The sequence below is a fragment of the Planosporangium mesophilum genome, from assembly GCF_016863255.1.
GTDB lineage: Bacteria > Actinomycetota > Actinomycetes > Mycobacteriales > Micromonosporaceae > Planosporangium > Planosporangium mesophilum.
This window is the reverse complement of the sequence record NZ_BOON01000006.1, coordinates 43,071-66,949: the sequence shown is the minus strand read 5'-3', so window position 1 is coordinate 66,949 and position 23,879 is coordinate 43,071. Positions and strand designations below refer to the sequence as shown.

The following is a 23,879-nucleotide window of genomic DNA, read 5'->3' as shown; positions in this document are numbered from 1 at the left end:
CGAGCGACGTGGACCGGCGTCCCGGGTTCGCTGTCAGTCGAGCGCGATCCGCTTCCGGTAGGCCGTGGCCACCGGTAGTTCGATCTCCGCGACGTCCATTCCGACGCTGCGCAGCCAACCGTCGAGCGCGACGATCGACCAGGCTCGCGACCACCTCAGGTGGCCTCCGTCCCACCCGTGCAGGACGCGGTCCACGGCGTCGCCACGCAGCAGTGCCCGCACCGGGGCGTCGGGGGACCGGGCGGCCTGTACCCAGGAAGCCAATGGCCCCGTCCGCATCCAATCGTCCATGGGCAGGGTGAAGCCCTGCTTCTTGCGCCTGGTGATGGCCCGGAGTTCTGGGTCGCCGACAGCCTCCGCGAACCGTCGTTTGCCCACTCCCCGCCGGGGGGCGACGGCGAGAGCGGTCCGCGCGAACGGGACGTCGACGAACGGTACGCGCATCTCCACCGACCATGTCATCGAATGCGCGTCGGTGTCGGGAAGCAGCGTTCCCCCCAGGTAGCTCGTGAGTTCAACCCGTGACAGGGTCTGCGCCGACGTGTCGGAGGAGGGCGGCGCCGCCTCGCCGCGCGGTGCCCACGGGACGAGCGCGCCGACCTGGTCGTCGAGGAAGACCCGGCGGTAGAGATCTCCGAGGCCGGCGGCGTCGCGTGGACCGTTCGCGCCGAGGAGGTGTGCTGCCTTGTGGTTCCGCCTGCCGTAGAGCTTCGCCAGCAACGAGGTGAGCGACACGGTGTCAGCGGCCCGCAGCAGGGGCAGATACCGCAGGGCCCGGAAGCTCTGGTAGCCGCCGAGCAGCTCATCGCCGCCCAGGCCCGACAGTGCCACCTTCACTCCGAGGGAGGCGATTGCCCGGCTGACCAGGAACGTGTTCAGGCCGTCGATGGACGGCTTCTGCATGGCGGCGAAGAAACGCTCCACAATGGAGGTATCGGGGCTGGTGGAGACGATTTCGTGACGGTGACCGAAACGGGCGGCCACCCGGCCGGCGCCTGCGGCCTCCGATACGCCCCCGCCCAGATCGACCGTGACGCAGGTGAGATCGGTACCCAGCTCGGCGCAGGCCCAGGCCAGCGCGGCGGAATCCAGACCGGAGGAGAGCAGCAGCGCCACCGGAACGTCGCTGACCAGGTGCAGCGAGACCGAGCGGACGAACTCGTCGCGCAGTTGCTGTAGGGAGGCCGGTGGGAGTGCCTCCAACAGGCCGGCACTGACGGTCCCGTCGGTCCTCGTCGTCGCCGCGTCCCACTGGACCCAGCCATTGGCCGGTACGGACGTGATCTCCCGGAAGGGTGACCGGTCCCGGCCCACCGCCCCGTACATGAGGTAGTTGTGGACGCCCTCGGGGTCCAGCCGCGGACGCGGAACCAGGGGCAGCAGGGGCCGCGGCTCGGAGGCGAACGCGATCGCACCGTCCGTCGTTCGAGTCCAGTACAACGGCTTGACCCCGAACGGGTCCCGGGCGAGCGTCACCGTGCGGGCGCGCACGTCGTGGACGGCGATCGCGTACATTCCGCGTAGCTGCGCGAACATCGCGGTGCCCAGCCGCTGCCACAATTCGGGCAGGACCGCGCCGTCGCAGCGGTCCGCGACCGCCAGCCGGTACCGCCGACGCAACTCGTCGTGGTTATAGATCTCGCCGTTGAATACCACGACAACGGACGCGTCCGCCGAGACGAACGGCTGGCGTCCGCCCTCGGAGAGATCTATGACGGCGAGGCGCGTCTGTCCCAGCACGGCTTGTTCGCCGTACCACTGGACGGCGTCGTCCGGCCCCCGGTGGTGCTGCCGGGCGTTGACGGTGGTCACGAGGGAGCGGTCCGCGGTGCCGGTGCCGGAGGCGCGGATCACCCCACATACGCCGCACATGGAGGCTCTCCGTTCGCGATCTGCGCGGCGATGTTGCCGCTGGCCGGATCTTGCGTCAGTTCAGGGCGCTTGCACGAGGTTCGGTTGTGCCGGTGACGGACGGAATTCCGGAGCGGGGTCACCCAGGAGGGCCCGCAGGAGGTTGTCCGCGTACGCGGTTGGTTCGAAACGGCTCCGTGCCCAGGCCGCGGCAGCCCGTCCCATCTCGGTCCGCCATTGGTCGTCCGCCAACAGCGAGGCGAGTACCGCGGCGAGTGCCTCGGGAGTCTCGTCCAACGGCGCGAGTCCGGTTATGCCGGGTTGGAATGCGTCACCACTGCCCCCGTACGCCGGCGCCACCACGGCGGTGCCGGCCAACTGCGCCTCCAGCAGAACCAGACCGAACCCTTCGCCGCAGGCGTCCGACCCGCTGCGGGTACGGGTGGCGAGCACGAAGAGATCGGCGAAGGCGAACTGGTCGGCCAGCATCTGGTCGGTGAGGCCGGGCCTGAGCCGGCACCACGGGTACGGCTCGACCGCTGCCCGCAGTTCCGCGGTGACGGGTCCACTGCCGCAGACGGTGAGCCGCACCCGGTCGTCCCGGAGCAGACGGACCGCGTCGAGAAGCGTGCCGAGGCCCTTGTCCCGCCAGTCGTCGAGGCGGAAGGCGGTGACGAGATTCAGCTCGCCGGACCCGGAGCGCGCCTGCTCAGCGGCGTCGACCAGAATCCGGTACCAGGCCGCGGAGACTCCGGGGTGGAGGACGTTCGCCGGGCTCGTTCTGGCAAGTGCGCCGGCACTGAAGTTGCTCGCGGTCACCACCCGTACGTCCGGGCGGCGCATGGTCCGGTGTCCCCGTACGTGTCGGCCCGCCCAGATCTCCAAGCCGTGCAGAATCACGGTGGCACCGGCGAAGTTGGGCATCCTGGCGGCCAGTTCGACAACGGGCAGCAGGTTGCAGTGTGCGACGACGAATCGGGTCGGCCGCTCGCTCGCCCGCGTGGCCCGCAGTACCTCCCGCACGAAACGCGCCTTGGTCACGATCCCGTTGGGCCGGTTCACGTCCAGCAGATTGAGCCGCTGGTAGGAAACCTCGTGCTGGGTGAACACGGCCTCGATCGTGGAGACGTAGCGCTCGATGCCTCCACCGAGGCCGAGGGACGGTGCGAGAAGTAGGACATTCTCGTTCATCGTTGGTTCCTCCGCCGATACATGGATCTCCTTGCGGGTGGGCTGAGGATCGGTGTGGACAGTCCGTCGACCACCGGCTGAGGCAGCGGTTGCGCCGGGGGAGGAGGGGGCGTCGATCCCCCGGCCGACGCCTTGCGCAACGCTCCGAGCGCCATCACGAGGGCCAACCCGTTGGCCGTGGTCGAGGCGATGGCCGCGCCGACGACCCCGAGCGCGGGCAGCAGGGCGGCCATCAGCACGACGATCGCCACCGCGGCGGCTCCCTGTGCCCGGGCTGCGGCGAGCGGCCGGCCTTGGCCGCGCAGCAGGTCACCACAGACCTGTGCGCACACCGCGAACGCGGCACCCGGAGCGAGCAGCCAGACCAGCGTCACGGCGTCCCGGTAGTCAGCGCCGAAGAGCGTCGGGATCAGCCATGGGGCCGAAGCCGCCAGGACGAGTGTCAGCGCGCCGCTGACACCGGCGGCAGCGAGTACGGTCGACCGTTGCAGGCGGTCAGCTCCGCTACTGGACAGGGCCTGCGATGCCAGCCGGGGGAAGGCGACGTGGCCCAGGGCGGCGACGAGCGGTCCTGCGAGGGTGGCCAGCGTGGCTGCGATGGCGTAGTTGCCGAGGGCGGCCGAAGGTACGGTCAGGGAGAGGACGAGCTGGTCGAGTCGGGTGGTGACGAGGATCGGCACGGACGAAGCGAGCTGGGCGGTGCCGTAGCGGATTATCGGCCGGGCCAGCCCGAAGTCCGCGCGGCCGCCGGTCAGCCGCTGACCGCGGGCGAGGAGGTAGGCCATCGCGGTCTGCGCGACGGTCGTGAGGGACATGGCCAACACGACCGTCGTCAGATCGAGCTGCCCGGTCAGGTGAAGCAGGGTGACCGTGGCCACGTACAGCGCGGGCTGCGAGATCCTGATGAGGTTCCAGCGGTTGATGTTGGACGCCTGCATGCTGGCGATGTAGCCGACGGTCAGGAAGCTCGCCAGGCACGTGAGGAAGGCGATGCGATAGCCCCCGGCGACCGTACCGTTCTCCGGTGCCAGCAGCGGCGTGGCGAGCATTCCGGCGGAGGCCACGACGACGCCCGAGGCGACCAGCAGGTTGCGTGCCGTGGAAACGTAGTGCGGCGCCAGGTGAGCGTCGCGGGCCACGAAGAAGGTTGTCGCCGCGGTCAGCCCCAGTTCGCCGACGGTGAACGCGGCAGTGAACCACGCGGTGACGGCCGCGTACTCGCCCCTGGCGGCAGGTCCCAGGGAGCGAGCTATGACGATTCCCGCGATCCCGGCGGTGACGGTCGTGGCGATGTTGAAGAACGCTGTCCTGGCCACGCTCCGGCGGAACGAGGAGAGAGCGGTAGCCGACCGGTACCGCCGGGGATCGAGGTGGAGGCGCACGCGAGCCACCAGCCCTATGCCCGCGCTCTGGTGGCGGTCATCGGGCGACGGAAGTCAGCGTCTGCCGGGCCAGGTCGAGGATGTTGCGGTCGGGCGTTTTCCGCCGCCATGACCGGTAGGTCTCGCCGGCGCGACACCGCGCACGCAGCCGCTCATCGGGCGTCATCGCCGTGATGCGTTCAAGCTCCGCGGCGAGCGCCCCTGCGGTGAGATCCCGTACCACGCGACCGCCGCCGGATTCGAGGACCTCCGTCCACGGCGTCCGGTCCGAGCAGACCACCGGACACGAGGCCGACAGGCTTTCGGCGATGACGTGCCCGAAGTTTTCCCCCCTGGTGGGGAATACGAACGCGTCGTAATCGTGGAAGGTGCGGCGAACGTCTTCGGGCGACACCTCACCGCGGTACCGGACCCGGACCGAGGCCGGAAGTCGTCTGATGATCGCCTCGCAGTGCTTCCAGTGCGCCGCGTCCTCCAGCGGGCCGTAGATGTCGAGTTCGACCCGCGTGGACAACTCGTTCAGCGCCTGCAGGACCAGGTCCAGGTTCTTCTTGGGCGACACCCGGCTGATGAAGACCAGTCGCGGAGGTCCGTCGTACGCTCCGGACGGGGACAGCGGTTCCGGTGGCAGCGCCACCTGGTTCTGATTGATCTCGATGTGCGCCCACGGGCACACGGCCCGGATCTCTGACGCCTCCTTGTCGGCGGTGGCGTGCCAGATGACGCCCATCCGTTTCAGGAACGGACCCCACCACTTCAGGAACAGCCGCTTCTTCCATGACTTCAGCGCCAACGCACCCGGGGACAGCTCCCCGCGAGGAGCGACGAGTACGTTTCCCGCGCGGATGAGGCCGAGTCGCACGGCGAGGACAGGAACCTGGGTGAATTGCGGGGACCAGAGGCTGTTGACGTACAACAGGTCGAACGGGGTGGCGCGCAGTTCGCGCCACAGCCGAAGCCACTGCGACAGGCTGCCGGTGTTCAGGTAGAACACCCGGGTCCGGTCGCGGTTCACCCACGTACCGGACAGCCCGGGATAGGGGTCACGACACCCCAGGTCGCGGTCGCTGGTGAGCAGGGTGATGTCGACGTGCTCAGACACCGTGTCGACGATGCGAGCGACGGACCGGATCGGACCGCCACCGCGGAATCCCGGCGCGAACGATCCGCAGACGGCGAGGACGCGGAACCGGCGTGCCGCATCGCGGTCTCGCGGTACGTCCGTCGTCGTGGCCCGGTTAGCGGTCACTGTTCCCCCTCGACGGTCGTCCGCCGCCCGCCGCGGTTCGCAGCATGTCCTCCAACCGGTCCACGCCTGTCCGCATCGACATCTGCGACCGGTAGGTATCCAGGGCGCGCCGCGCCATGTCGGCCCGCTCGACCGGTGACAACGCGGCGGCCTGCAGGAACCGATCGGCGAGGGCTTGCCAGTCATCGGGTGGGCAGGACACGCCGGCCCCACCTCGCTCCACGATCCGGGAGGCGTCACCGGGCACCGATACGACGACCGGCGAGCCGCATGAGAGCGCCGACGGCAGCTTCGACGGGATCGTGCTGTGGAAGATGGGCAGATCCCGCCGCGTGACCAGTTGGTAGTCGGCGGCGGCGTACAGCGCGGCCATCTCCGACGCGGGCCGCCGCCCCAGGAACCGGATGTTGCCGGCACCCAACCGGCTGGTCAGTTCGCGGGCGGAATGCTCCTCGAAGCCGCCCCCGACCAGCACCAGGTCGACCTGTCCGGACTGGTCGACCGCTGCGGCCGCCCGGATCGTGGCTTCGATGTTCTCGAACGAGCCGATGTTGCCGGCGTGCATGATGGTGCAGCGCCCGCGGTGCCCGATCTCACGGCGGGCCGACTCGGTCGCGTCCACCGGGTGGAACAGCGACTCGTCGGTCCAGTTGAGAACGACATGAACCTTCGCCGGATCCGCGCCACGCTCCACGATCAGGTCGCGCATCGACGGGGCGATGACGGCGATGCCCGCTGCCGAGCGGTAGATGCCGCGCATGAGCGTCGAGAGGGTCCGGTCCATGAGCGCGCCGGCCCCGCCGTGCGGTGCGAGCGAGGACTGAGTCACCGACTCGGGCCAGATGTCCTGGATGTGTATCACGCTCGGTATCCGGTACAGCAGACGCAGCAGAGCCGATGCGGCGAAAGCGGTCGCCGGTGTGAGGTACACGTACACCGCGTCGACCCCGGCGAGGTACCGCGCTGCGGCGAGGGAACTGGTGGCGGCGAAGGAAAGGTAGTTCGCCGCCCGCCGGACCGGCGAGTTGTCGTGGCTGGGGTACAGCGGTACCCGACGGACGGTCACTCCGTCGGTCGCCGACCGGTCGTTCCAGCGCTGCCGGTATCCCGGATAGACCTTGCCGTCGGGATAGTTGGGGAACCCGGTCAACACCCGTACCTCATGCCCGCGCCGGGCCAGCTCCTGCGCCAGGCTGGGCGGGACCAGGGCGGGCTCCGGCGGGTACCACTGGGAGATGATTCCGATCTTCATGCCTGGCGCTCCTGGTTGACGTCCGGACAGGTCGGCGCGGGCCGGCCGGGTCACGCGTGAGGGCAGTTTAGTACCATTTGCAACGTTAAGGAGTTAGTTCCAATTTCAGCCATCAGAGGCTAATGTCAACTTTGACCGTTCGGAGGACCGGGCTCCGCCGGCAGTACCGCGCGTTGGCGGTCGGGCCGGTGAGTCGCTGTCCCGAGCGCTACGCCGGCGGGTTCCGACGCCGCTCACTCCGTGATGCCGTCAGTATGTTCGCTTTGTCTTTGTTGTCCCGTTAGCATCTTCTGAAGGGATAATTCGGACTCACGCGAGCGGGTGCCATGACAGACAGCCCACAGCCCGGAGGCCCCCGCTATGACGACGCCCAGTGGGAAGCGCTGTGGAACGCGGAAGTGGTGGGCCCCCGCGAAGTGGTCGAGGGTGAGCAGTCGCCGGCCGACCAGCGACCGCGCCGGCGATCCGCTCCAGGGAGCCCGGAACGCCGTCGTCGCCGTCCACGGCGCCGGCTGCGGCGGGTGATAGCAGCGGTGGCGGTCCTGACCTGCGTGGCGGCGCTCGCCGTCACCTGGGTCGGCGTACGGGGCCTGCGCGCCGGCGAACATCTGCGCAAGGCCGGCGCACTGATCCAGCAACTCCAGGGACAGGTGCAGCGCGGGGACATCAACGGCGCGCGGGTCACTCTGGCCGCGCTGCAGGTCGAGACTCGGGCCGCCCACTCCGAGACCGACGACCCGGGCTGGAGGCTCGGTGGGCACGCCCCGTGGGCGGGCGGCAACCTGGCCGCCGTCCGGACCGTGGCGACCGCCGTGGACGACCTGGCCAGGCGGGGCCTGCCGCCGCTCGTTGACACCGCCGGCGCGATCGACCTGAGCACCCTCGCGCCGAAGAACGGCCGGATCGACCTCGCCGCCGTACAGAATGCCGCGCCCCGGATCGCGGTCGCGGCGACCGCCGTCCGGCAGGCCCGCGACCGGGTCGCCTCGATCGACACCGGGCATCTGCTCCCTCAGGTCAGCGCCGGCGTCAAGGAGCTGAGCGATGGCCTGCAACACGCGGTACGGGTGACCGAGACGGCGGAGCGGGCGTCGGCGCTGCTGCCGGCGATGCTCGGCGCGGGCGGTCCGCGCACGTACCTGCTGGTGTTCCAGAACCCTGCCGAGGTGCGCGCCACCGGCGGGATGCCCGGCGCCTTCCTCGTCGTCAGGGCGGACCGGGGAGCGGTCCAGTTCGTCGACCAGGGCACGGCCACCGCGATGGGGACGTTCCCGCGCCCGGTCCAGCCGCTCGATCCGGCGCTGCGTGCCCTCTACACCGATCGGCCCGCGGAGTACCCGGCCGACGTCAACCTCACCCCGGACTTCCCGACGGTCGCCAAGCTGTACCGGGAGATGTACCAGCGCCGCAGTGGTCAGGCGGTCGACGGCGTGATCGCCACCGACCCGGTCGCACTGTCGTACCTGTTGGCCGCCGAGGGCCCCGTCACCCTCCCCAACGGGACGAAGCTGACGTCGGACAACGCGGTACGGATGCTGCTGTCCGACGTGTACGCGAAGTTCTCCACGGTGGCCCAGGACCAGTTCTTCTCGGCGGCCGCCCGGGCGGTCTTCGACGTGCTGACCCGGCAGCCGCGCAACATGGCCGGCCTGGTCAACCAACTGGCCCGCGCGGTGGGCGAGCGCCGCATCCTGGTGTGGAGCGCGGATCCGCAACAGCAGCAGCACCTCGCGGGCACGATGCTGGAGGGCTCGCTGCCGATCACGGACCGCACCAGCCCGACCGTCGGCGTGTTCCTCAACGACGGCACCGGGGCCAAGCTGGGCTACTACCTCACGCACGCGGCGGACCTGACCGCCACGGCCTGTCGGCCCGACGGCAGCATGGAGCTGAAGCTGCGGGTCACGCTCGGGTCGACGGCGCCGAGTTCCGGGCTGTCCAAGGACGTGACGGGCCTGGCGCTGGCCGGCGTACCGTACACGATCCGGACGAACGTCTCGATATTCAGCCCAACCGGCGGAAACGTGGTGGACGTCCTGCTGGACGGGCAGCTTCCGCCCATGGTCTCGGGGGCGGAGCGGCGGCGTGCCGTGGACATTGTGACGGTTGACCTAAAGCCAGGGCAAAAACGGACGATAGAGGCTGTGTTGCTGACCGGCATCCCACCGGCCGGCGCTGGGCCCACCCATCGCCCTCGCTTGTGGACGACCCCTGGCGTGGTCCCATGGAACCTAAATGTCCATTCCGCGGATTTTTGCCACGTTACGCGTTAGATTCCTCGCGGTTCCAGCAACACACGTCAGAGCGCACCCACAACAACTACGGGGGTTTTATCGTGCGCGGATCACGAATTCTGGTCATGGCGCTTGCCGTGGTGGGTGCCGCTCTCGCGGTGCCCTCGGCGGCGAACGCGCAGGACTACCCGCCGCCGGCGGGCACCGTCCCGGCCAAGGCGGTCGCCGGCGAGGCCGTGCCGTTCGTCGGCGAGGGCTTCAAGTCCAACTCGGAGGTGACCATCAGCGTCACCTACAGCAGCACCAACTCGACCGCCTCGTACCAGGCGGCCGACAAGGGTCAGGTTGTGCTGGCCGGCCTGCCCGCGCCGCGCGCGGTCGTCAACACCGTGACCGCCGACGCCAACGGCACGTTCCGCACCTCGGTCAAGCTGACCCAGACCGGCAAGGCCACCCTCACCGGCGCCGGCGTGGACCCGAGCGGCAACGCCCACTCCGTCACGGCGGTCGTCGTCGTGGTCGCGGCGGCCGGTAGCGGCAACTCCTCGCTGCCCGTAACGGGCCAGGACGGCCAGGCCCTGAGCAAGCAGGTCGCCCTGGGCGCCGGCGTCGTCCTGCTCGGTGCGTTCATGATCGGTCTGACCGTCGTGTGGCGCCGCCGCAGTGTGAACGGCGCCTGATCGCTGTAACTTCGAGCGGCGCCACCCGCGCCGCCTGACCATCACGCACGCAGACAGGGGTGCTTCCCGGAACCGGGAAGCACCCCTGTCTGCGTTTTGCGTCCCCTCATCCGTACCGGCAGTCTTTGCGACACGCCGGGTTCGGCTGCGGGCCTGACGTGCGGACGATACGTAAAATCACTGAATTTTTTGGATTCGGCCCGAATCCTCCACATTGGTCATAGATTGCTTGTGGGTCTTGAGCGGCAAGAACGCCGCGTGGACACACAGGGGGGTTGAAAGTGCTCCAAACAATCATGTCCCGGGAGCGGGCACGGGCACCGAGATGGGCGCTGCTTGCGGCAGGAACCGTCATGGGGGTGACGGCCTCGGTCGGCCTGGCGACCGCACCCGCGTACGCCGCGGACGGCGCGGGGGATCCGGCGGCGGCCACGTCGTCCGCACCGGACGGTAAGGCCACGCCGGACGGTAAGGCCTCGGCGGACGGTAAGGCCTCGGCGGACGGTAAGGCCTCGGCGGCGCGCCGAGCCGGTACGGCCACGTCGACGCACCGGACCGGTCACGGTGCGGCCAAGGCAGCGCACAGGTCACCGGCGCCGTCGGGTTCAGCTCAGGCGAAGGACCGGGCGAAGGATCGGGCGACGGACCGGGCGAAGGACCGGGCGAAGGGCAGGAAGGCGGCCGCCACGCCGGCACCGTCCACAACTGGCGGTTCGCCGTCCACGGCAGCGCCGGCGGCCAACGGCAAGGCCGCAGTCGCAGCGGTCCCGAACGTCCAGATCGTGGCGGGCCCGGCGGACCCGACCATCACCGGCAAGAAGGTGCGCGGTAGCACCGCGACGATCGACTTCACCGACACGCAGACCGGCGTGACGCACGGCGTTGAGTTGACCGACGGCACCACCCCGGTGAGCGGCACCTGCACCACCATCGCCGGCACCGGCGGTACGTGTACGGTCTCCGGTCTTACTTCAGGAAAGACGTACAGCGGGAAGGTCTGGGCCGCTGACGCGGCCACGCCGTCGGCAACGTCGCCGGGTGCGGCGGTGAGCGGCCTGATGGTCGTCGCCGATCCGACCGTGGGGACAGCCACCGTGGACGGTACGACGGTGAGCGCGTCGTACACCGTCAGCCAGACCGGGGTCCAGGTGCGGGCCACGCTGGACAACGCAGCCGACACCACCTCGATCCTGTGTGGCGCGGCGAACTGCGACTTCACCAACGTCGCGCCGGGTACGCACACCGTGCACATCTGGGCCGTGGATCCCACTGACGCCGGCAACCAGTCGGGCAAGGTGAGCGCGACGACGAGTGCGGCGGTGGGGGTGGCCGCGCCGACGGTGCTCGGCCACGGAACGTTCGGTACCACTCTCCTCATCGGTTACCGCACCGACCAGGCGGGCGTCACGGTCAAGGCCGAGGCGCACCCCGCGACCGGGGCGACCGTGGCCGGCACCACGGTGACCTGCGCGGAGGGTACCTGCGAGATCCCTGACCTGGCGCCGGGGACGTACGACGCGAGCATCTGGGCCGAGCTGTCGACCGATGCCACGAAGAAGTCGGCGCCGGTCACCGAGGGCCTCACCGGCATCGCGGTGGCGATCGGGCCGCCGACCGAGCCGATGGAGGTCACCGGTCGGCCGGGTGCCAACGCGATCGAGGTCTCGTGGATCCCGCCGTTCGGCGGCGGTGAGGTCACCAGCTACCGGGTGACCGCGACCGCCGACGGGTACCCGACCCGGTCCTGCCCGGGTACGGTCACGGCCTCGCCGTGCACGATCGACAACCTGGCGGCCGGCGTTGCCTACACGCTGCACGTGGTGGCCGTTGGTGCGGACGGTGACTCGCCGGAGGCGACGGGTACGCCGAGCGCTCCGCCCTCCGGTACCCCGCAGGCGCCCGCCGCGGTCCCGGCCGGCGCGATCTCCGTCGGCAGCGCCACGGCGCCGGTCGGTGGGAAGGTGACCATCTCGGGCAACGGGTTCAAGCCCGGTACCACCGTGGTACTGACGCTGTACTCGACGCCGGTCGACATGGGCACCGTGACGGTCGCGGATGACGGTACGTTCACCGCGACGGTGACGCTGCCGTCGAGCGTGTCCGTCGGCAGCCACACGCTGCTGGCGACCGGCCTCGGGGCGGACGGCGCGGTGCGGTACGTGGTCGAGGCGGTCAGCGTCACCGCGCCCGGTGCGGCCGGCGGCCTGCCGGTCACCGGCGTCGACGTGAACCGGGTCGTCCTGATCGCGTTCGCGCTGCTCTTCGCCGGCATGGTGCTGGTGGCCGGCGCCGACGGTCGGCTCGCGCGGCGGCTGGCTCGCCTGACGGCCTGACGGCCTGGCCGTTTTTCTCGTGCGCCCCGGGTCGTCCGCGACCCGGGGCGCACCCTTGCACCCGACCGCGAGCGGCCGGGTGCACCCCTTTACGTTGAATTCGGGGTAAACGGCACAACAGCGCGGATATCAGGGCGATGATGTCCGGCGTGGGTGCACTCGTGACATTGGAACTTCCGCCAGACTCGCCGGTCCTCGAGCTGCCGTGGATCATCACCTTCGGACCGCTGAGCGACGACGAGGAGTGGGAGCCGGTGGTCTGCGGGCCGTACGAGCGCGCGCACGCCATGGCTCTCGCCGAGTCGATCGTCGCCGACGAGGAGTTGATGGCGGTCGTCGAACCGCTCCAGCCGTACGTGTCGGTCGAGCGGATCCGGGACGAGATCGCCGCCGCGCGGCTGGCCGTCGAGAGCGACGGGGAGCCGGACCTCCTTGACGACGGGTACGCGGACAACGGATACGCGGACAACGGATACGCGCCGGGCGGCGCGGCGCCGGCGCTGACCGAGCCCGGCACGCCGCCGAGCGAGGAGGAGCTGCGCGCCGGCTTCGCCCGCATCGCCGCCCGGCTGACCGGGAGCTGATCAGCCCCGCGCCGGTCCGGTCGAGCCGCGGACGACGAGCTCCGGGCGGAAGACGTACTCGGAGTTCGGCGTGGGGTCGCCGGAGATCTCGTCGAGCAGGGCGCGCACGGCGGCCACGGACATCTCGCGTACGGGCTGGCGCAGCGTTGTCAGCGGCGGGTCCGTGAACGCGATCAGCGGCGAGTCGTCGAAGCCGACGACGGAGATGTCGCGAGGCACGTCGAGGCCGCGGGAGCGGGCGGCCCGGATCGCGCCGAGCGCCATCAGGTCGGAGCCGCAGGCGATCGCCGTGACGCCCCGCTCGATCAGGCGGCCGGCGGCGGCGTCGCCGCCCTCGACGCCGAACAGCGACAGTTCGACGAGGTCGCAGTCGCTCGTGCCGAAGAGTTTCCGCATCGCCTCCCGGTAGCCGGCCAGCTTGCGCTGTACCGGTACGAAGCGCCCGGGTCCGGTGATCAGCCCGATGCGCCGGTGCCCGAGCGACGCGAGGTGCCGGACGGCCATCCCGCCGGCGGCGTGGTCGTCGCAGGAGATGAAGGGCGCTTCGACGCCCTCGACGTACCCGTTGATGAACGCGACCGGCAGCGGGCGGGAGATCAGCTTGCGGTACCGGTCGGCGTCGGCGGTGGTGTCGGCGTTCAGGCCGGAGACGAAGACGATGCCGGAGACCTGCCGGTCGAGCAGCATCTCCACGTACTCGTCCTCGGTCACACCGCCGGGCGTCTGGGTACAGAGGACCGGGGTGTACCCGGACTGGGCGAGCGTGCCCTCGACGGCCTGGGCGAAGGCGGGGAAGATCGGGTTGTCCAGCTCCGGGACCACGAGGCCGACCAGGCCGGCGCTGCGCTTGCGCAGCCGCTCGGGCCGCTGGTAGCCGAGCACGTCGAGGGCGGTCAGCACGGCCTGCCGGGTCTCGGCGCTCACCCCCGGCTTGTCGTTGAAGACGCGGGAGACCGTCGCCTCGCTGACGCCGGCCTGCCGGGCGACGTCAGCCAACCGGGCCCGGCTCGGGCCGGCCGCCCTGTCGCCGCCTGCGCTGGGGGTCATGGCGGCACTCTAACCACCCCGAAAGGGCTTGCGACAGTTCATGCAAGCACGTGCGGATCGCAGGTGGCCGCGGGTGACGTGGGCGCCACCGATGGGCGGTCGTCAGATCGCCCATCGGCGGGTACGGCATACTCGGCAGCCGTGATGCTCTCGCGACGGTGGTCGGTGTTCCTGGTGGCCGTGGGTGTGTGGAGCTGGGTGATCTGGCCCCGCTTCGCGGTCGCGATCTGGGCCGACCCGCGCTCCTGGCACGGCAACACCCCGACCTCGTTCCTGTGGGTGCACGCGGTGCTCATCGTGGTCTCACTGGCGATCGGCACCGCGGTCGGGGTTCTCGGGCTGCGCGGTTGGCGCGCCGCCCGCAAGCGGTGAAGGAGCGGGCATGGAGGCTCTCCGGCTGGTGCTGCGGTACGCGCACCTGATCGGGTTCGCGGTACTGCTGGGCGGCGCGGTCGCGCAGTACGTGTCGGGCAAGATTCGGATCAATCCGCCGATGCTGTGGGGCGCGGTGATCCAGGTCGTGACCGGTCTCGCGCTGGCGGCGCCGCTGCGTGGCGGCGGTGACAAGGAGCCCGACCCGGTGAAACTGGCCGTCAAGGGCGTCATCGCGGTACTGATCTTCGTGATGGTGTTCTTCTCCCGGAAGCGGCCGGAGGTCAACCGGGGCCACTTCCTCGCCATCGTCGGGTTGACCCTGGCGAACGCGGCGATCGCGACGTTCTGGCACTGATCCGAGATCGTCACGACTTCCGGGAAGTCGCTGCCTCCGCACCGGCGTGAGGCAACGACTTCCCGGAAGTTGTTTCGATCCCCTGGGGTCGCGAGTTGTGACGGTTGGGGTGATTGCCGGCGACGTCACGTCACAGCCCTATAACGTGACCAGGGTTTTGCTTCCGATTCGGCGTACGCTCCGCTCCGTTGACGACACCGCGACGTGGCGGTGCAATCGGAAGGAGATCGTCTTGCGCCGAGCGCGTGGGATGAAGGTGCTCGTGATCGTGGGCGTGGCTGCTGTCGCGCTCGGCACGGCCGCTTGTGGTGGCAAGAGCAGTGGTGGCAACTCCGACGGCGGGAAGAAGACCGTCAAGGTCGGCCTGGCGTACGACATCGGCGGGCGCGGTGACAAGTCGTTCAACGACGCGGCCGCGGCCGGTCTCGAGCGGGTCAAGAAGGACCTGAACCTCGACGTCAAGGAGCTGGAAGCCAACAAGGACGAGACCGACAACGACAAGCTGTCCCGGCTGAAGCTGCTCTGCACCTCCGGGTACAACCCGGTCATCGCGGTCGGCTTCGCCTACGCGGGTGACAAGGACACCGGTCCGATCGCCAGCGCCGCGAAGGCCTGCCCGAACACCAAGTTCGCGATCATCGACGACGCCAGCGTGAAGGCCCCGAACCTGGCCAATCTCACCTTCGCCGAGGAGCAGGGCTCGTTCCTCGTCGGCGCGGCCGCGGCGCTGAAGAGCAAGACCGGCAAGGTCGGCTTCATCGGCGGCTGCCAGGTCGACCTCATCAAGAAGTTCGAGGCCGGGTACGTGGCGGGCGCCAAGGCCGTCAAGGCCGACATCCAGGTCGAGCCCAACTACCTGTCGACCGTCGCCGACAAGTGCTCCGGCTTCAACGACCCGGCCAAGGGCCAGACGGCCGCCGAGGGCATGTTCGACCAGGGTGCCGACGTCGTCTACCAGGCCGCGGGCGGCTCGGGTACGGGCGTGTTCAAGGCAGCCAAGGCCAAGGGCAAGCTCGCCATCGGCGTCGACTCCGACCAGTACGAGACCTCCGCCCCCGAGCTCAAGGACGTCATCCTGACCTCGATGCTCAAGCGGGTCGACAACGCCGTGTTCCAGTTCGTCAAGGACGAGGGCGAGGGCAAGTTCACCGCCGGCGAGACCGTCTTCGATCTCAAGGCCGACGGTGTCGGGTACTCGACCAGCGGCGGCAAGCTCGACGACATCAAGTCCAAGCTCGACGAGTACAAGCAGCAGATCATCGACGGCAAGATCACCGTGCCGTCGAAGCCTGCCAACGGCTGACCCGGACCGTACGACTATCGTGGCGGGGCCCGATGCCGGGCCCCGCCACCTGTCATGACCGCCCTACCGGGGAGGAAGAGATGAGCACCGACGTGGCACCCGCGGCGCCCCCCGCGGGGGCGGGCGAGCCGCCCGCGGTGCAGCTACGGGGGATCACCAAGCGGTTCCCCGGCGTGGTGGCCAACCACGACATCGACCTGTCGGTGCGCCGCGGCAGCATCCACGCGATCGTGGGCGAGAACGGCGCCGGCAAGTCGACGCTCATGAAGACGCTGTACGGGATGCACCGCCCGGACGAGGGCGAGATCCTCATCGACGGCGAGCGGGTCGTCTTCGGATCTCCGCAGCAGGCGATCAACGTCGGCATCGGCATGGTGCACCAGCACTTCATGCTGGCCGACAACTTCACCGTGCTGGAGAACATCGTCCTCGGCGCCGAGAAGCTGCACGGCATCGGCGGCGCCGCCGCGCGCCGGATCCGCGAGATCTCCAAGCAGTACGGGCTGGGCGTCGACCCGGACGTGCTGATGGAGGACCTCGGCGTCGGTGACCGGCAGCGCGTCGAGATCCTCAAGGTGCTCTACCGCGGTGCCCGGGTGCTCATCCTCGACGAGCCCACCGCGGTCCTGGTACCGCAGGAGGTCGACGAGCTCTTCGACAACCTGCGCCAGCTCACCCGCGAGGGCCTCACCATCATCTTCATCTCGCACAAGCTGCACGAGGTGCTCGCCGTCGCCGACGCGATCACGGTGATCCGCCGCGGCACGACGGTCGCCTCGGTCGATCCCCGCGAGGTGACCTCCCGGCAGCTGGCGACGCTGATGGTCGGCAGCGAACTGCCCAGCCCGGAGGTACGCGAGTCGACCGTCACCGACGAGCGGGTGCTGTCCGTCACCGACCTCGCGGTGCACACCGCCGACGGGCGCCCGATCGTGAACGGCGTCAGCTTCACCATCCACCGCGGTGAGGTCGTCGGGATCGCCGGCGTGGAGGGCAACGGCCAGGCCGAGCTGATCGAGGCGATCATGGGCATGCGGCCCGCCACCGGGCGGGTCGTGCTGGACGGCGTCGACGTCAGCCAATGGAGCACCCGGGCGCGGCGCGAGGCCGGCCTCGGGTACGTGCCGGAGGACCGGCACCGCCAGGGGCTGCTGCTCGACGCGCCGCTGTGGGAGAACCGGATGCTCGGTCACCAGACCGAGTCGCCCAACGCGCGGGGCTGGCTGCTCGACAACCGCGGCGCCCGCCGGGACACCGCGCGGATCGTGGCCTCCTACGACGTGCGTACGCCCGGAATCGACGTGCCGGCCGGTGCGCTGTCCGGCGGCAACCAGCAGAAGCTGATCGTCGGCCGGGAGATGAGCCACGCGCCGAAGGTGCTGCTGGCCGCGCACCCCACCCGCGGGGTGGACGTGGGCGCGCAGGCCGCGATCTGGGAGCACATCAAGCGGGCCCGCCGTGAGGGCATGGGTGTCCTGCTCATCTCGGCCGACCTCGATGAGCTGATCGGCCTGTCCGACTCGCTCAAGGTGATCTTCCGGGGCCGGTTCGTCGAGGATGCCGATCCCGCGACCGTGACCCCCGAACAGCTCGGCCTGGCCATGACGTGTGCGGAGGGACCGGATGAGTGAGGTGGCCGCACCCCGGCGGTCCTGGGCTGAGCGGCTGGACTGGCGGCAACTGCTGCCCCGGCTCCTCGCGCCGGTCGCCGCCCTGCTGATCGCCGCGCTGATCTCGTCGATCGCGCTGGTGATCAGCGACAAGGACCCGCTCGCGGCGTTCAGCTCGATGCTCGACTACGGCACGCAGCCGGACTCGCTCGTCGACATCCTCAACAAGTCGACCGACTACTACATCGCCGCCGTGGCGGTCGCCATCGGGTTCCGGATGAACCTGTTCAACATCGGCGTCGACGGCCAGTACCGGCTGGCGACGCTGGTGGCGGCGGCGGTGGGTGCCGCGCCGTTCCTGGACTGGGCGCCCGGGTTCCTGCGCATCGTGCTGATCGTGGTCATCGCCATGCTGGTCGGCGCCTTCTGGGCCGGCGTCGCGGCGGTCCTGAAGGTCACCCGAGGGGTCAGCGAGGTCATCTCGACGATCATGCTGAACTTCATCGGCGGTCAGATCGTCGCGTTCCTGCTGACCACCAACCACCTGGGCGTGCAGGCCAAGGGCAGCAACGACGTCACGACCCCGGTACTGCCGAAGGACGCCTGGCTGTCCGGCATCCCGCTGATCCCCGGTTCGGCCAGCGACGTGAAGGGCTTCGTCGTGGTGGCGGTCCTGGTCGGGGTGGGCTACTGGTTCCTGCTCGGCCACACCCGCCTCGGGTTCGACCTGCGCGCCAGCGGCCAGAACGCGACCTCGGCGGTGGCCAGCGGCGTCAACGCCCGGCGCATGGTGCTCTACGCGATGCTCCTCTCCGGCGGCGTCGCGGGGCTGGTCGGCCTGTCGGAGCTGCTCGGTGAGCGGCACGCGTACTCGTCGTCGGTCGGCGGGCTCGGCTTCACCGCGATCGGCATCGCGCTGCTGGGCCGCAACTCGCCGGTCGGGATCGCGCTGGCGTCGCTGCTGTGGGCGTTCCTGGCGCGAGCGTCGCAGATCCTCGACATCGAAGAGATCCCGAAAGAGATCATCACGATCATGCAGGGTACGACCGTGCTCGCGGTCGTGGTGGCGTACGAACTGGCCACCAGGCTCAGCCGCCGGGCGCAGCAACGCCGGGTGGGCGCCGCGGTCTCCGAACCGGGCCCCGACAAGAGCGCGGACAGAAGTGAGGTGCCGGCATGACCGCCGATGCTGTCCTGACTCCCACCCCGGGCGCCTCGGCCCCGGCCCCGACGCGGGGTCGGCGGTTCAGCCTGCCGGTCCTGCTGCTGGCGATCGCCGGCGCCCTGGTCGCGCTGGCCGCGGTCCGAACGCTCACCGGCGCGAACGACCTCACCTCCAACGGAGCCGTCCGGGCGGCGCTGCAGTCCGCGATCCCGATCGGGCTCGCCGGACTGGGCGGCCTGTGGGCCGAACGGGCGGGCGTGGTCAACATCGGCCTCGAAGGCCAGCTGATCTTCGGTACCTGGTTCGGCGCGTGGGCCGGCTACCACTGGGGACCGTGGGTGGGCGTACTGGCCGCGATCGCAGGTGGCGCCCTCGGCGGCCTGCTGCACGCGCTCGCCACGGTCACGTTCGGCGTCGACCACATCGTCTCCGGTGTCGCCATCACGATCCTGGCCGGTGGCGTCGCCCGCTACCTGTCGCAGTTGGCGTTCAAGGGCCTGCCCGGCGGCGGCGTAACCCAGTCGCCGCCCGTACCCGAGCTGCCGCGCTGGAGCGTACCGGGGGTCAGCTCCCTCGACGGTCTCGAGCGCAAGCACTGGTTCCTGCTCAGCGACCTGGCCGGGATCCTGCGCGGCGCACTGACCGAGGTGTCGGCGCTGACCGTCATCGCGGCGCTGCTGGTACCGCTGACGTTCTGGGTGCTGTGGCGCACGCCGTTCGGGCTGCGGCTGCGTTCCTGCGGCGAGAACCCGAAGGCGGCGGAGTCGCTGGGCGTCAACGTGTACCGGTACAAGTACTACGGCGTGGTCATCTCCGGTGCGCTGGCCGGGCTCGGCGGGGCGTTCCTGTCGATGGTCGCGTCCACCATCTACCGCGAGGGCCAGACCGGCGGGCGCGGTTACATCGGCCTCGCCGCCATGATCTTCGGCAACTGGCGGCCGGGTGGGCTGGCCTCCGGCGCGCTGCTGTTCGGGTACACCGACGCGCTGCAGCTTCGTGGAGGCAGCAAGTCGGTGCACGCGCTGCTGCTGTTCCTGGCGTTGCTGCTGCTCGCGGTCGGCGTGTGGCAGCTGGTACGCCGGCGCCTGGCGGTCGGCGCGATCGCCGTCGTGGTCGCGCTGCTGGTCGGCGTCTGGTACGCCACGACCGACTCCATTCCGGGTGAGTTCGTGCAGGCGGCCCCGCACATCACCACACTGGTGGTGCTGGCGCTGGCCTCGCAGCGGCTGCGGATGCCCGCCGCCGACGGTCAGCGGTACCGGCGGGGCGGCTGAACACGTAGTGGGAGCGTTGAACGTGGATGTGGACTGGGTCGCGCTGCGCGAGGCGGCGGTGGGGGCGATGCACCGGGCGTACGCGCCGTACTCCCGGTTCCCGGTCGGGGTGGCCGGGCTGGTGGACGACGGCCGGGTGGTCGTCGGATGCAACGTCGAGAACGCCTCGTACGGGGTGGGACTGTGCGCCGAGTGCGGCCTGGTGTCGGCGCTGCACGCGAGCGGCGGCGGCCGGCTGGTGGCGGTGTCCTGTGTGGACTCCGCGGGCGCGCCGCTGATGCCCTGCGGCCGCTGCCGTCAGCTCCTGTGGGAGCATGGCGGCCCGCAGTGTCTGGTGGAGACGGCCACCGGGCCGGTACCCATGACCGAGCTGCTGCCGTACGCGTTCGGCGCGGACGATCTGGGTCGCGGTACGCCGTCCGGTGAGCCGGCGCCCGACGTCGTCCCGAACCGTCTGCTCGAGTTCGTCGGCCACGGTGCGGTGTTCGTGCACCGGGACGTGGCCGGCGGCCGTCCGGTGTGGACGGCGTACTGGGAGCGCGCGTCCCACGCCGACGAGGCGTCCGGAATCCTCCAGGAGGCCCCTACCTGGGCCGACGCGGCCGAGGCGGTGGCCTGGGGCCGGGCCCGTACCTCCAGGGTGGTCGTCGTCGAGGCGGACGGCACGCTGAGCTGGGCCGGCGTCGGCGACCCGCCCGCCGAGGTGGCGCGCGTATGGCGCCCGTAGCACCGTTGGCGATCATGGAGATCTGCGCCGGAAGGGAAGATGCATGACCGAGGCGTTCACGGCCGTCGACGTGATCCGGACCAAGCGCGACGGCGGTGCGCTGTCGGACGCCCAGATCGACTGGGTGGTCGACGCCTACACCCGCGGCGCGGTCGCCGACGAGCAGATGTCCGCCCTCGCCATGGCCATCCTGCTGCGCGGCATGGTTGCGAACGAGATCGCGCGGTGGACCGCCGCGATGATCGCCAGCGGGGAGCGGCTCGACCTGACGACAGTCAGCCGGCCCACCGTGGACAAGCACTCCACCGGCGGCGTCGGTGACAAGATCACGCTGCCGCTCACCCCGCTCGTCGCGGCCTGCGGCGCGGCCGTACCGCAGCTGTCCGGCCGGGGGCTGGGGCACACCGGCGGCACCCTGGACAAGCTGGAGGCGATCCCCGGCTTCCGTACCAGGCTGTCCAACGAGGAGTTCGTCCGACAGCTCCAGACCACCGGCGCCGCGATCTGCGCCGCGGGGGAGGGGTTGGCCCCCGCCGACCGCAAGCTGTACGCGCTGCGCGACGTGACCGGCACCGTCGAGGCGATCCCGCTGATCGCCAGCTCGATCATGAGCAAGAAGATCGCCGAGGGTACGTCCGCGCTCGTCCTCGACGTGAAGGTCGGCACCGGTGCGTTCATGAAGAGCGCCGACGACGCCCGCGAGCTGGCCCGGACCATGGTCGAGCTGGGCAAGGCCCACGACGTCGCCACGGTCGCGCTGCTCACCGACATGACGACCCCGCTCGGGTACGCGATCGGGAACGGCGTCGAGGTCGCGGAGTCCGTGGACGTGCTGGGCGGCGGCGGGCCTGCCGACGTGGTCGAGCTGACGCTCGCGCTGGCCCGGGAGATGCTCGACGCAGCGGGCCTGCCCGACGCCGACCCGGCCGCGGCACTCGCCGACGGCCGTGCCATGGACTCCTGGCGGGCCCTGGTCCGCGCCCAGGGTGGCGACCCCGACGCGGCGCTGCCGACTGCGGCCGAGACCGAGTACGTGCGGGCCGACCGGGACGGTTACGTCGCCGGCGCGGACGCGTACCCGCTCGGGGTGGCAGCCTGGCTGCTGGGAGCCGGCCGGGCGCGCAAGGAGGACCCGGTGAGCGCCGCCGCCGGGCTCGTGCTGCACAAGCGGCCCGGTGACCAGGTCAGGCGCGGCGACGTGCTGTACGAACTGCGTACCGATGACGCCGGCCGGATCCCCGCGGCGCTGGCGGCGGCCGGCGGCGCGGTCGTCGTCGCGGACGCCGCGCCCGAGCGCCGGCCGCTGGTACTGGAAAGGATCGCGTGATGGCGGAACTGGTGGAGAAGGCCACCCGGGTGCCGGTGCCCGGCGGTAAGGTCATCGACGAGTACATCGGCCGGGTCAACACCGGCGACGAGGCGGTCTCGATCGCCCACATGGTGGCTCCGGCCGGCTGGACCGAGCCGTTCCAGACGCCGGAGTTCGACGAGTACACCCTGGTGCTGCGCGGCCGGATCACGGTGGAGACGCCCGGCGGCGTCCTGACCGTCGGCGCGGGGCAGGCGGTCGTGACGAGGGCGGGGGAGCGCATCCGGTACGCCACCGCGCCCGACGAAGGCGCCGAGTACATCGCCGTGTGCCGGCCGGCGTTCGGGCCGGAACTGGCGCGCCGCGACCCGGAGTAGCGGTACAAAGCGATATAGAGTTCGTTCGCTTCAAGGACGTACCCGAGCAACGCGACCGCCGAGTGAGAGCCCGTGAGCGTTACAGCGCCGGATCCGCACCACGTCCGGAAGGCGAGCCTGGAGGAGCTGCACAGGTTGGGGCTGCCGCTGCCGCCGGCCAACTTCCCGTTGGTGTGGGACCTGGGTGACCAGGTGGAGCTGCGTCCGCTGGCCGAGATCGAGGCGCGGGCCGCGATCCTCAACGTCGTGCTGGCCCGCTCCTTCGGCATGCCGCCGCCGCTCGCGATGGAGTGGCTGCTCGAGGCGCGGCTCGCCGAGCAGCTGACCCGACCCGAGTGGCACTTCGTGGCCGCCGGCGAGGGTGACCACAGCATCTTCATGCTGCACCTGGAGGCGGTGTTCGCGCTGGCCTGGGTGCTCGGCATCGCCCTCGACCTGGACCCGCTGCGCCCCTCGCCGCAGGGGCTCATCGAGCGGCTGCCCGACCTGCCGCAGGGGGAGACGTACGCGGCCTGGCGCTCGCGTACCCTCACCGCGCCCCGCGAGCCGCGCCAGGCGGCGGCCCTGCTCGACCTGTACTACTGCCTGGACTGGGCGTACCTGGAGGCCGAGCGGAACCGGCTCCAGCTGCCCGGGCCGCTCGACTCCAACGCGATCGGCCAGCGCCGCTGGGCGCTGGAGTGGGCGGTGGTGTTCAACGGCCCGTACCACGACGAGCCACGGGACTGGGACGAGATCGACCTGTCGACCTGAGCGTCAGCGACGCGGTCGCCAGCGGGTCACGTCGACCGCCGCGGTGACCGTCAGGGACTCCGGTAGAGAGTCCAGCCGGGCCGGGTCGGTGTGCCAGGCGCTGGGCCCCATCGCCACCGCCGTGCGCGCCCGGGCCGCGGACAGCCGCAGCGGCCACTCGTGGCGCCGCTCGTCCTCCTTCACGAATTGGGGGCCGAGCGTCGCGGAGAGCCGTTCGGACTTGGCCGGGTCGACCCGTACCAGGTCCAGCGCCTCGACCAGTTCGCGCAGGTGGCTGACGGCCGGGGTGACGACGACCAGGACGCCGTCGGCCCGCAGGATCCGGTGGAACTCCGGCCCGGAGCGCGGGGCGAACACGTCCAGGACGACGTCGGCGGCGCCGTCGGCCACCGGCAGGCCGCGCCAGGCGTCGGCGCGTACGGCAGCCAGCCGCGGGTGCGCGCGGGCGGCGCGGCGCAGCGCCGGCTTGGAGACGTCGACGGCGAGGCCGAGATCGTCGGGGCGGGCGTCCAGCACGCCGGCCAGGTGCTGCCCGGTACCGGCGCCGACGTCCACCACGAAGCCCGGTCGCCGGTCACCCACCGCCACCACGAGCGCTTCCGTCAGTACCCGGAAATGCCCCTCCGCGAGCAGGTCCTGCCGCGCGGCGATCATCTCGGCGGTGTCGCCGGCGTGGGTCAGCCGGCCGGCGCTCAGGTCGACGTACCCCTGCCGGGCGAGGTCGAAGCTGTGGCCGGAGTCGCAGCGCAGCGCCGCCCCCGCGAGCCGCAGTGACCCCGAGCACACGGGGCAGCGCAGGTACCGCAGGATGTCGGCGTGCACCCGACC

The 23,879-nt window shown here is 70.7% G+C and carries 21 protein-coding genes; 14 read left to right on the top strand and 7 right to left on the bottom strand.

Going from position 1 to position 23,879, the window contains the following annotated elements; genetic code table 11:
- Positions 1-33: 33 nt before the first annotated feature.
- From asnB to Pme01_RS04025, 5 genes are all read right to left on the bottom strand, one after another.
- Positions 34-1,872 carry an asparagine synthase (glutamine-hydrolyzing) gene (gene asnB / locus Pme01_RS04045; RefSeq protein ID WP_168112597.1) on the bottom strand — a complete coding sequence of 613 codons (1,839 nt, stop codon included), beginning with the start codon at positions 1,870-1,872 and terminating at the stop codon, positions 34-36.
- A 60-nt stretch (positions 1,873-1,932) separates the two neighbouring features.
- Positions 1,933-3,042, bottom strand: coding sequence for a glycosyltransferase family 4 protein (locus tag Pme01_RS04040; protein ID WP_168112598.1), 1,110 nt, complete (start codon positions 3,040-3,042; stop codon positions 1,933-1,935).
- A complete protein-coding gene (locus tag Pme01_RS04035; RefSeq protein WP_168112599.1) occupies positions 3,039-4,424 on the bottom strand; it encodes an oligosaccharide flippase family protein in 1,386 nt (461 codons plus the stop codon). The genes Pme01_RS04040 and Pme01_RS04035 overlap by 4 nt, the downstream gene beginning before the upstream one ends.
- Positions 4,425-4,461: 37 nt before the next feature.
- A complete protein-coding gene (locus Pme01_RS04030) occupies positions 4,462-5,526 on the bottom strand; it encodes a glycosyltransferase (RefSeq protein ID WP_168112600.1) in 1,065 nt (354 codons plus the stop codon).
- A 136-nt stretch (positions 5,527-5,662) separates the two neighbouring features.
- Positions 5,663-6,925 carry a glycosyltransferase family 4 protein gene (locus Pme01_RS04025; protein WP_168112601.1) on the bottom strand — a complete coding sequence of 421 codons (1,263 nt, stop codon included), beginning with the start codon at positions 6,923-6,925 and terminating at the stop codon, positions 5,663-5,665.
- Between the two features lie 326 nt (positions 6,926-7,251).
- On the opposite strand from Pme01_RS04025, the gene Pme01_RS04020 reads away from it, so the two are divergent.
- From Pme01_RS04020 to Pme01_RS04005, 4 genes are all read left to right on the top strand, one after another.
- Entirely contained in the window at positions 7,252-9,198 is a 1,947-nt protein-coding gene (locus tag Pme01_RS04020) for a DUF4012 domain-containing protein (RefSeq protein ID WP_168112602.1), read from the top strand.
- An 86-nt stretch (positions 9,199-9,284) separates the two neighbouring features.
- Positions 9,285-9,839 carry a hypothetical protein gene (locus Pme01_RS04015; RefSeq protein WP_168112603.1) on the top strand — a complete coding sequence of 185 codons (555 nt, stop codon included), beginning with the start codon at positions 9,285-9,287 and terminating at the stop codon, positions 9,837-9,839.
- A gap of 353 nt (positions 9,840-10,192) precedes the next feature.
- Positions 10,193-12,172: a fibronectin type III domain-containing protein gene (locus Pme01_RS04010; protein WP_168112604.1), complete on the top strand. Its 1,980-nt coding sequence runs from the start codon at positions 10,193-10,195 to the stop codon at positions 12,170-12,172.
- 149 nt (positions 12,173-12,321) lie between these two features.
- The gene (locus Pme01_RS04005; protein ID WP_168112605.1) at positions 12,322-12,756 is read left to right on the top strand and encodes a hypothetical protein; all 435 of its coding nucleotides are present in this window, start codon (positions 12,322-12,324) and stop codon (positions 12,754-12,756) included.
- On the opposite strand, the gene Pme01_RS04000 is transcribed toward Pme01_RS04005, so the two are convergent.
- A complete protein-coding gene (locus Pme01_RS04000; RefSeq protein WP_168112606.1) occupies positions 12,757-13,803 on the bottom strand; it encodes a LacI family DNA-binding transcriptional regulator in 1,047 nt (348 codons plus the stop codon).
- A gap of 144 nt (positions 13,804-13,947) precedes the next feature.
- Between Pme01_RS04000 and Pme01_RS03995 the strand changes: the two genes are divergently transcribed.
- The 10 genes from Pme01_RS03995 (at position 13,948) to Pme01_RS03950 (ending at position 23,051) form a co-directional block, all read left to right on the top strand.
- On the top strand, positions 13,948-14,175 hold the full coding sequence (locus Pme01_RS03995; RefSeq protein ID WP_205863645.1) for an SCO4848 family membrane protein: 228 nt from the start codon (positions 13,948-13,950) through the stop codon (positions 14,173-14,175).
- 10 nt (positions 14,176-14,185) lie between these two features.
- Positions 14,186-14,533: a hypothetical protein gene (locus Pme01_RS03990; protein WP_168112608.1), complete on the top strand. Its 348-nt coding sequence runs from the start codon at positions 14,186-14,188 to the stop codon at positions 14,531-14,533.
- A 232-nt stretch (positions 14,534-14,765) separates the two neighbouring features.
- Positions 14,766-15,836: a BMP family lipoprotein gene (locus Pme01_RS03985; protein WP_239088012.1), complete on the top strand. Its 1,071-nt coding sequence runs from the start codon at positions 14,766-14,768 to the stop codon at positions 15,834-15,836.
- An 80-nt stretch (positions 15,837-15,916) separates the two neighbouring features.
- Positions 15,917-17,467 carry an ABC transporter ATP-binding protein gene (locus Pme01_RS03980; RefSeq protein WP_168112609.1) on the top strand — a complete coding sequence of 517 codons (1,551 nt, stop codon included), beginning with the start codon at positions 15,917-15,919 and terminating at the stop codon, positions 17,465-17,467.
- Positions 17,460-18,626 (top strand): ABC transporter permease, encoded by a 1,167-nt coding sequence (locus tag Pme01_RS03975; protein WP_168112610.1) that lies wholly within the window; start codon positions 17,460-17,462, stop codon positions 18,624-18,626. The genes Pme01_RS03980 and Pme01_RS03975 overlap by 8 nt, the downstream gene beginning before the upstream one ends.
- On the top strand, positions 18,623-19,885 hold the full coding sequence (locus Pme01_RS03970; RefSeq protein ID WP_168112611.1) for an ABC transporter permease: 1,263 nt from the start codon (positions 18,623-18,625) through the stop codon (positions 19,883-19,885). Before Pme01_RS03975 ends, Pme01_RS03970 begins: the two co-directional genes overlap by 4 nt.
- 22 nt (positions 19,886-19,907) lie before the next feature.
- Positions 19,908-20,612 carry a cytidine deaminase gene (locus Pme01_RS03965; RefSeq protein WP_168112612.1) on the top strand — a complete coding sequence of 235 codons (705 nt, stop codon included), beginning with the start codon at positions 19,908-19,910 and terminating at the stop codon, positions 20,610-20,612.
- 43 nt (positions 20,613-20,655) lie between these two features.
- A complete protein-coding gene (locus tag Pme01_RS03960; protein ID WP_168112613.1) occupies positions 20,656-21,939 on the top strand; it encodes a thymidine phosphorylase in 1,284 nt (427 codons plus the stop codon).
- Positions 21,939-22,298, top strand: coding sequence for a cupin domain-containing protein (locus tag Pme01_RS03955; RefSeq protein WP_168112614.1), 360 nt, complete (start codon positions 21,939-21,941; stop codon positions 22,296-22,298). The genes Pme01_RS03960 and Pme01_RS03955 overlap by 1 nt, the downstream gene beginning before the upstream one ends.
- Positions 22,299-22,370: 72 nt before the next feature.
- Positions 22,371-23,051 carry a DUF4272 domain-containing protein gene (locus tag Pme01_RS03950; protein WP_168112615.1) on the top strand — a complete coding sequence of 227 codons (681 nt, stop codon included), beginning with the start codon at positions 22,371-22,373 and terminating at the stop codon, positions 23,049-23,051.
- A 3-nt stretch (positions 23,052-23,054) separates the two neighbouring features.
- Here the strand turns inward: Pme01_RS03950 and Pme01_RS03945 are convergent, their stop codons facing one another.
- A complete protein-coding gene (locus tag Pme01_RS03945) occupies positions 23,055-23,873 on the bottom strand; it encodes a putative RNA methyltransferase (protein WP_168112616.1) in 819 nt (272 codons plus the stop codon).
- Between the last annotated feature and the right edge of the window lie 6 nt (positions 23,874-23,879).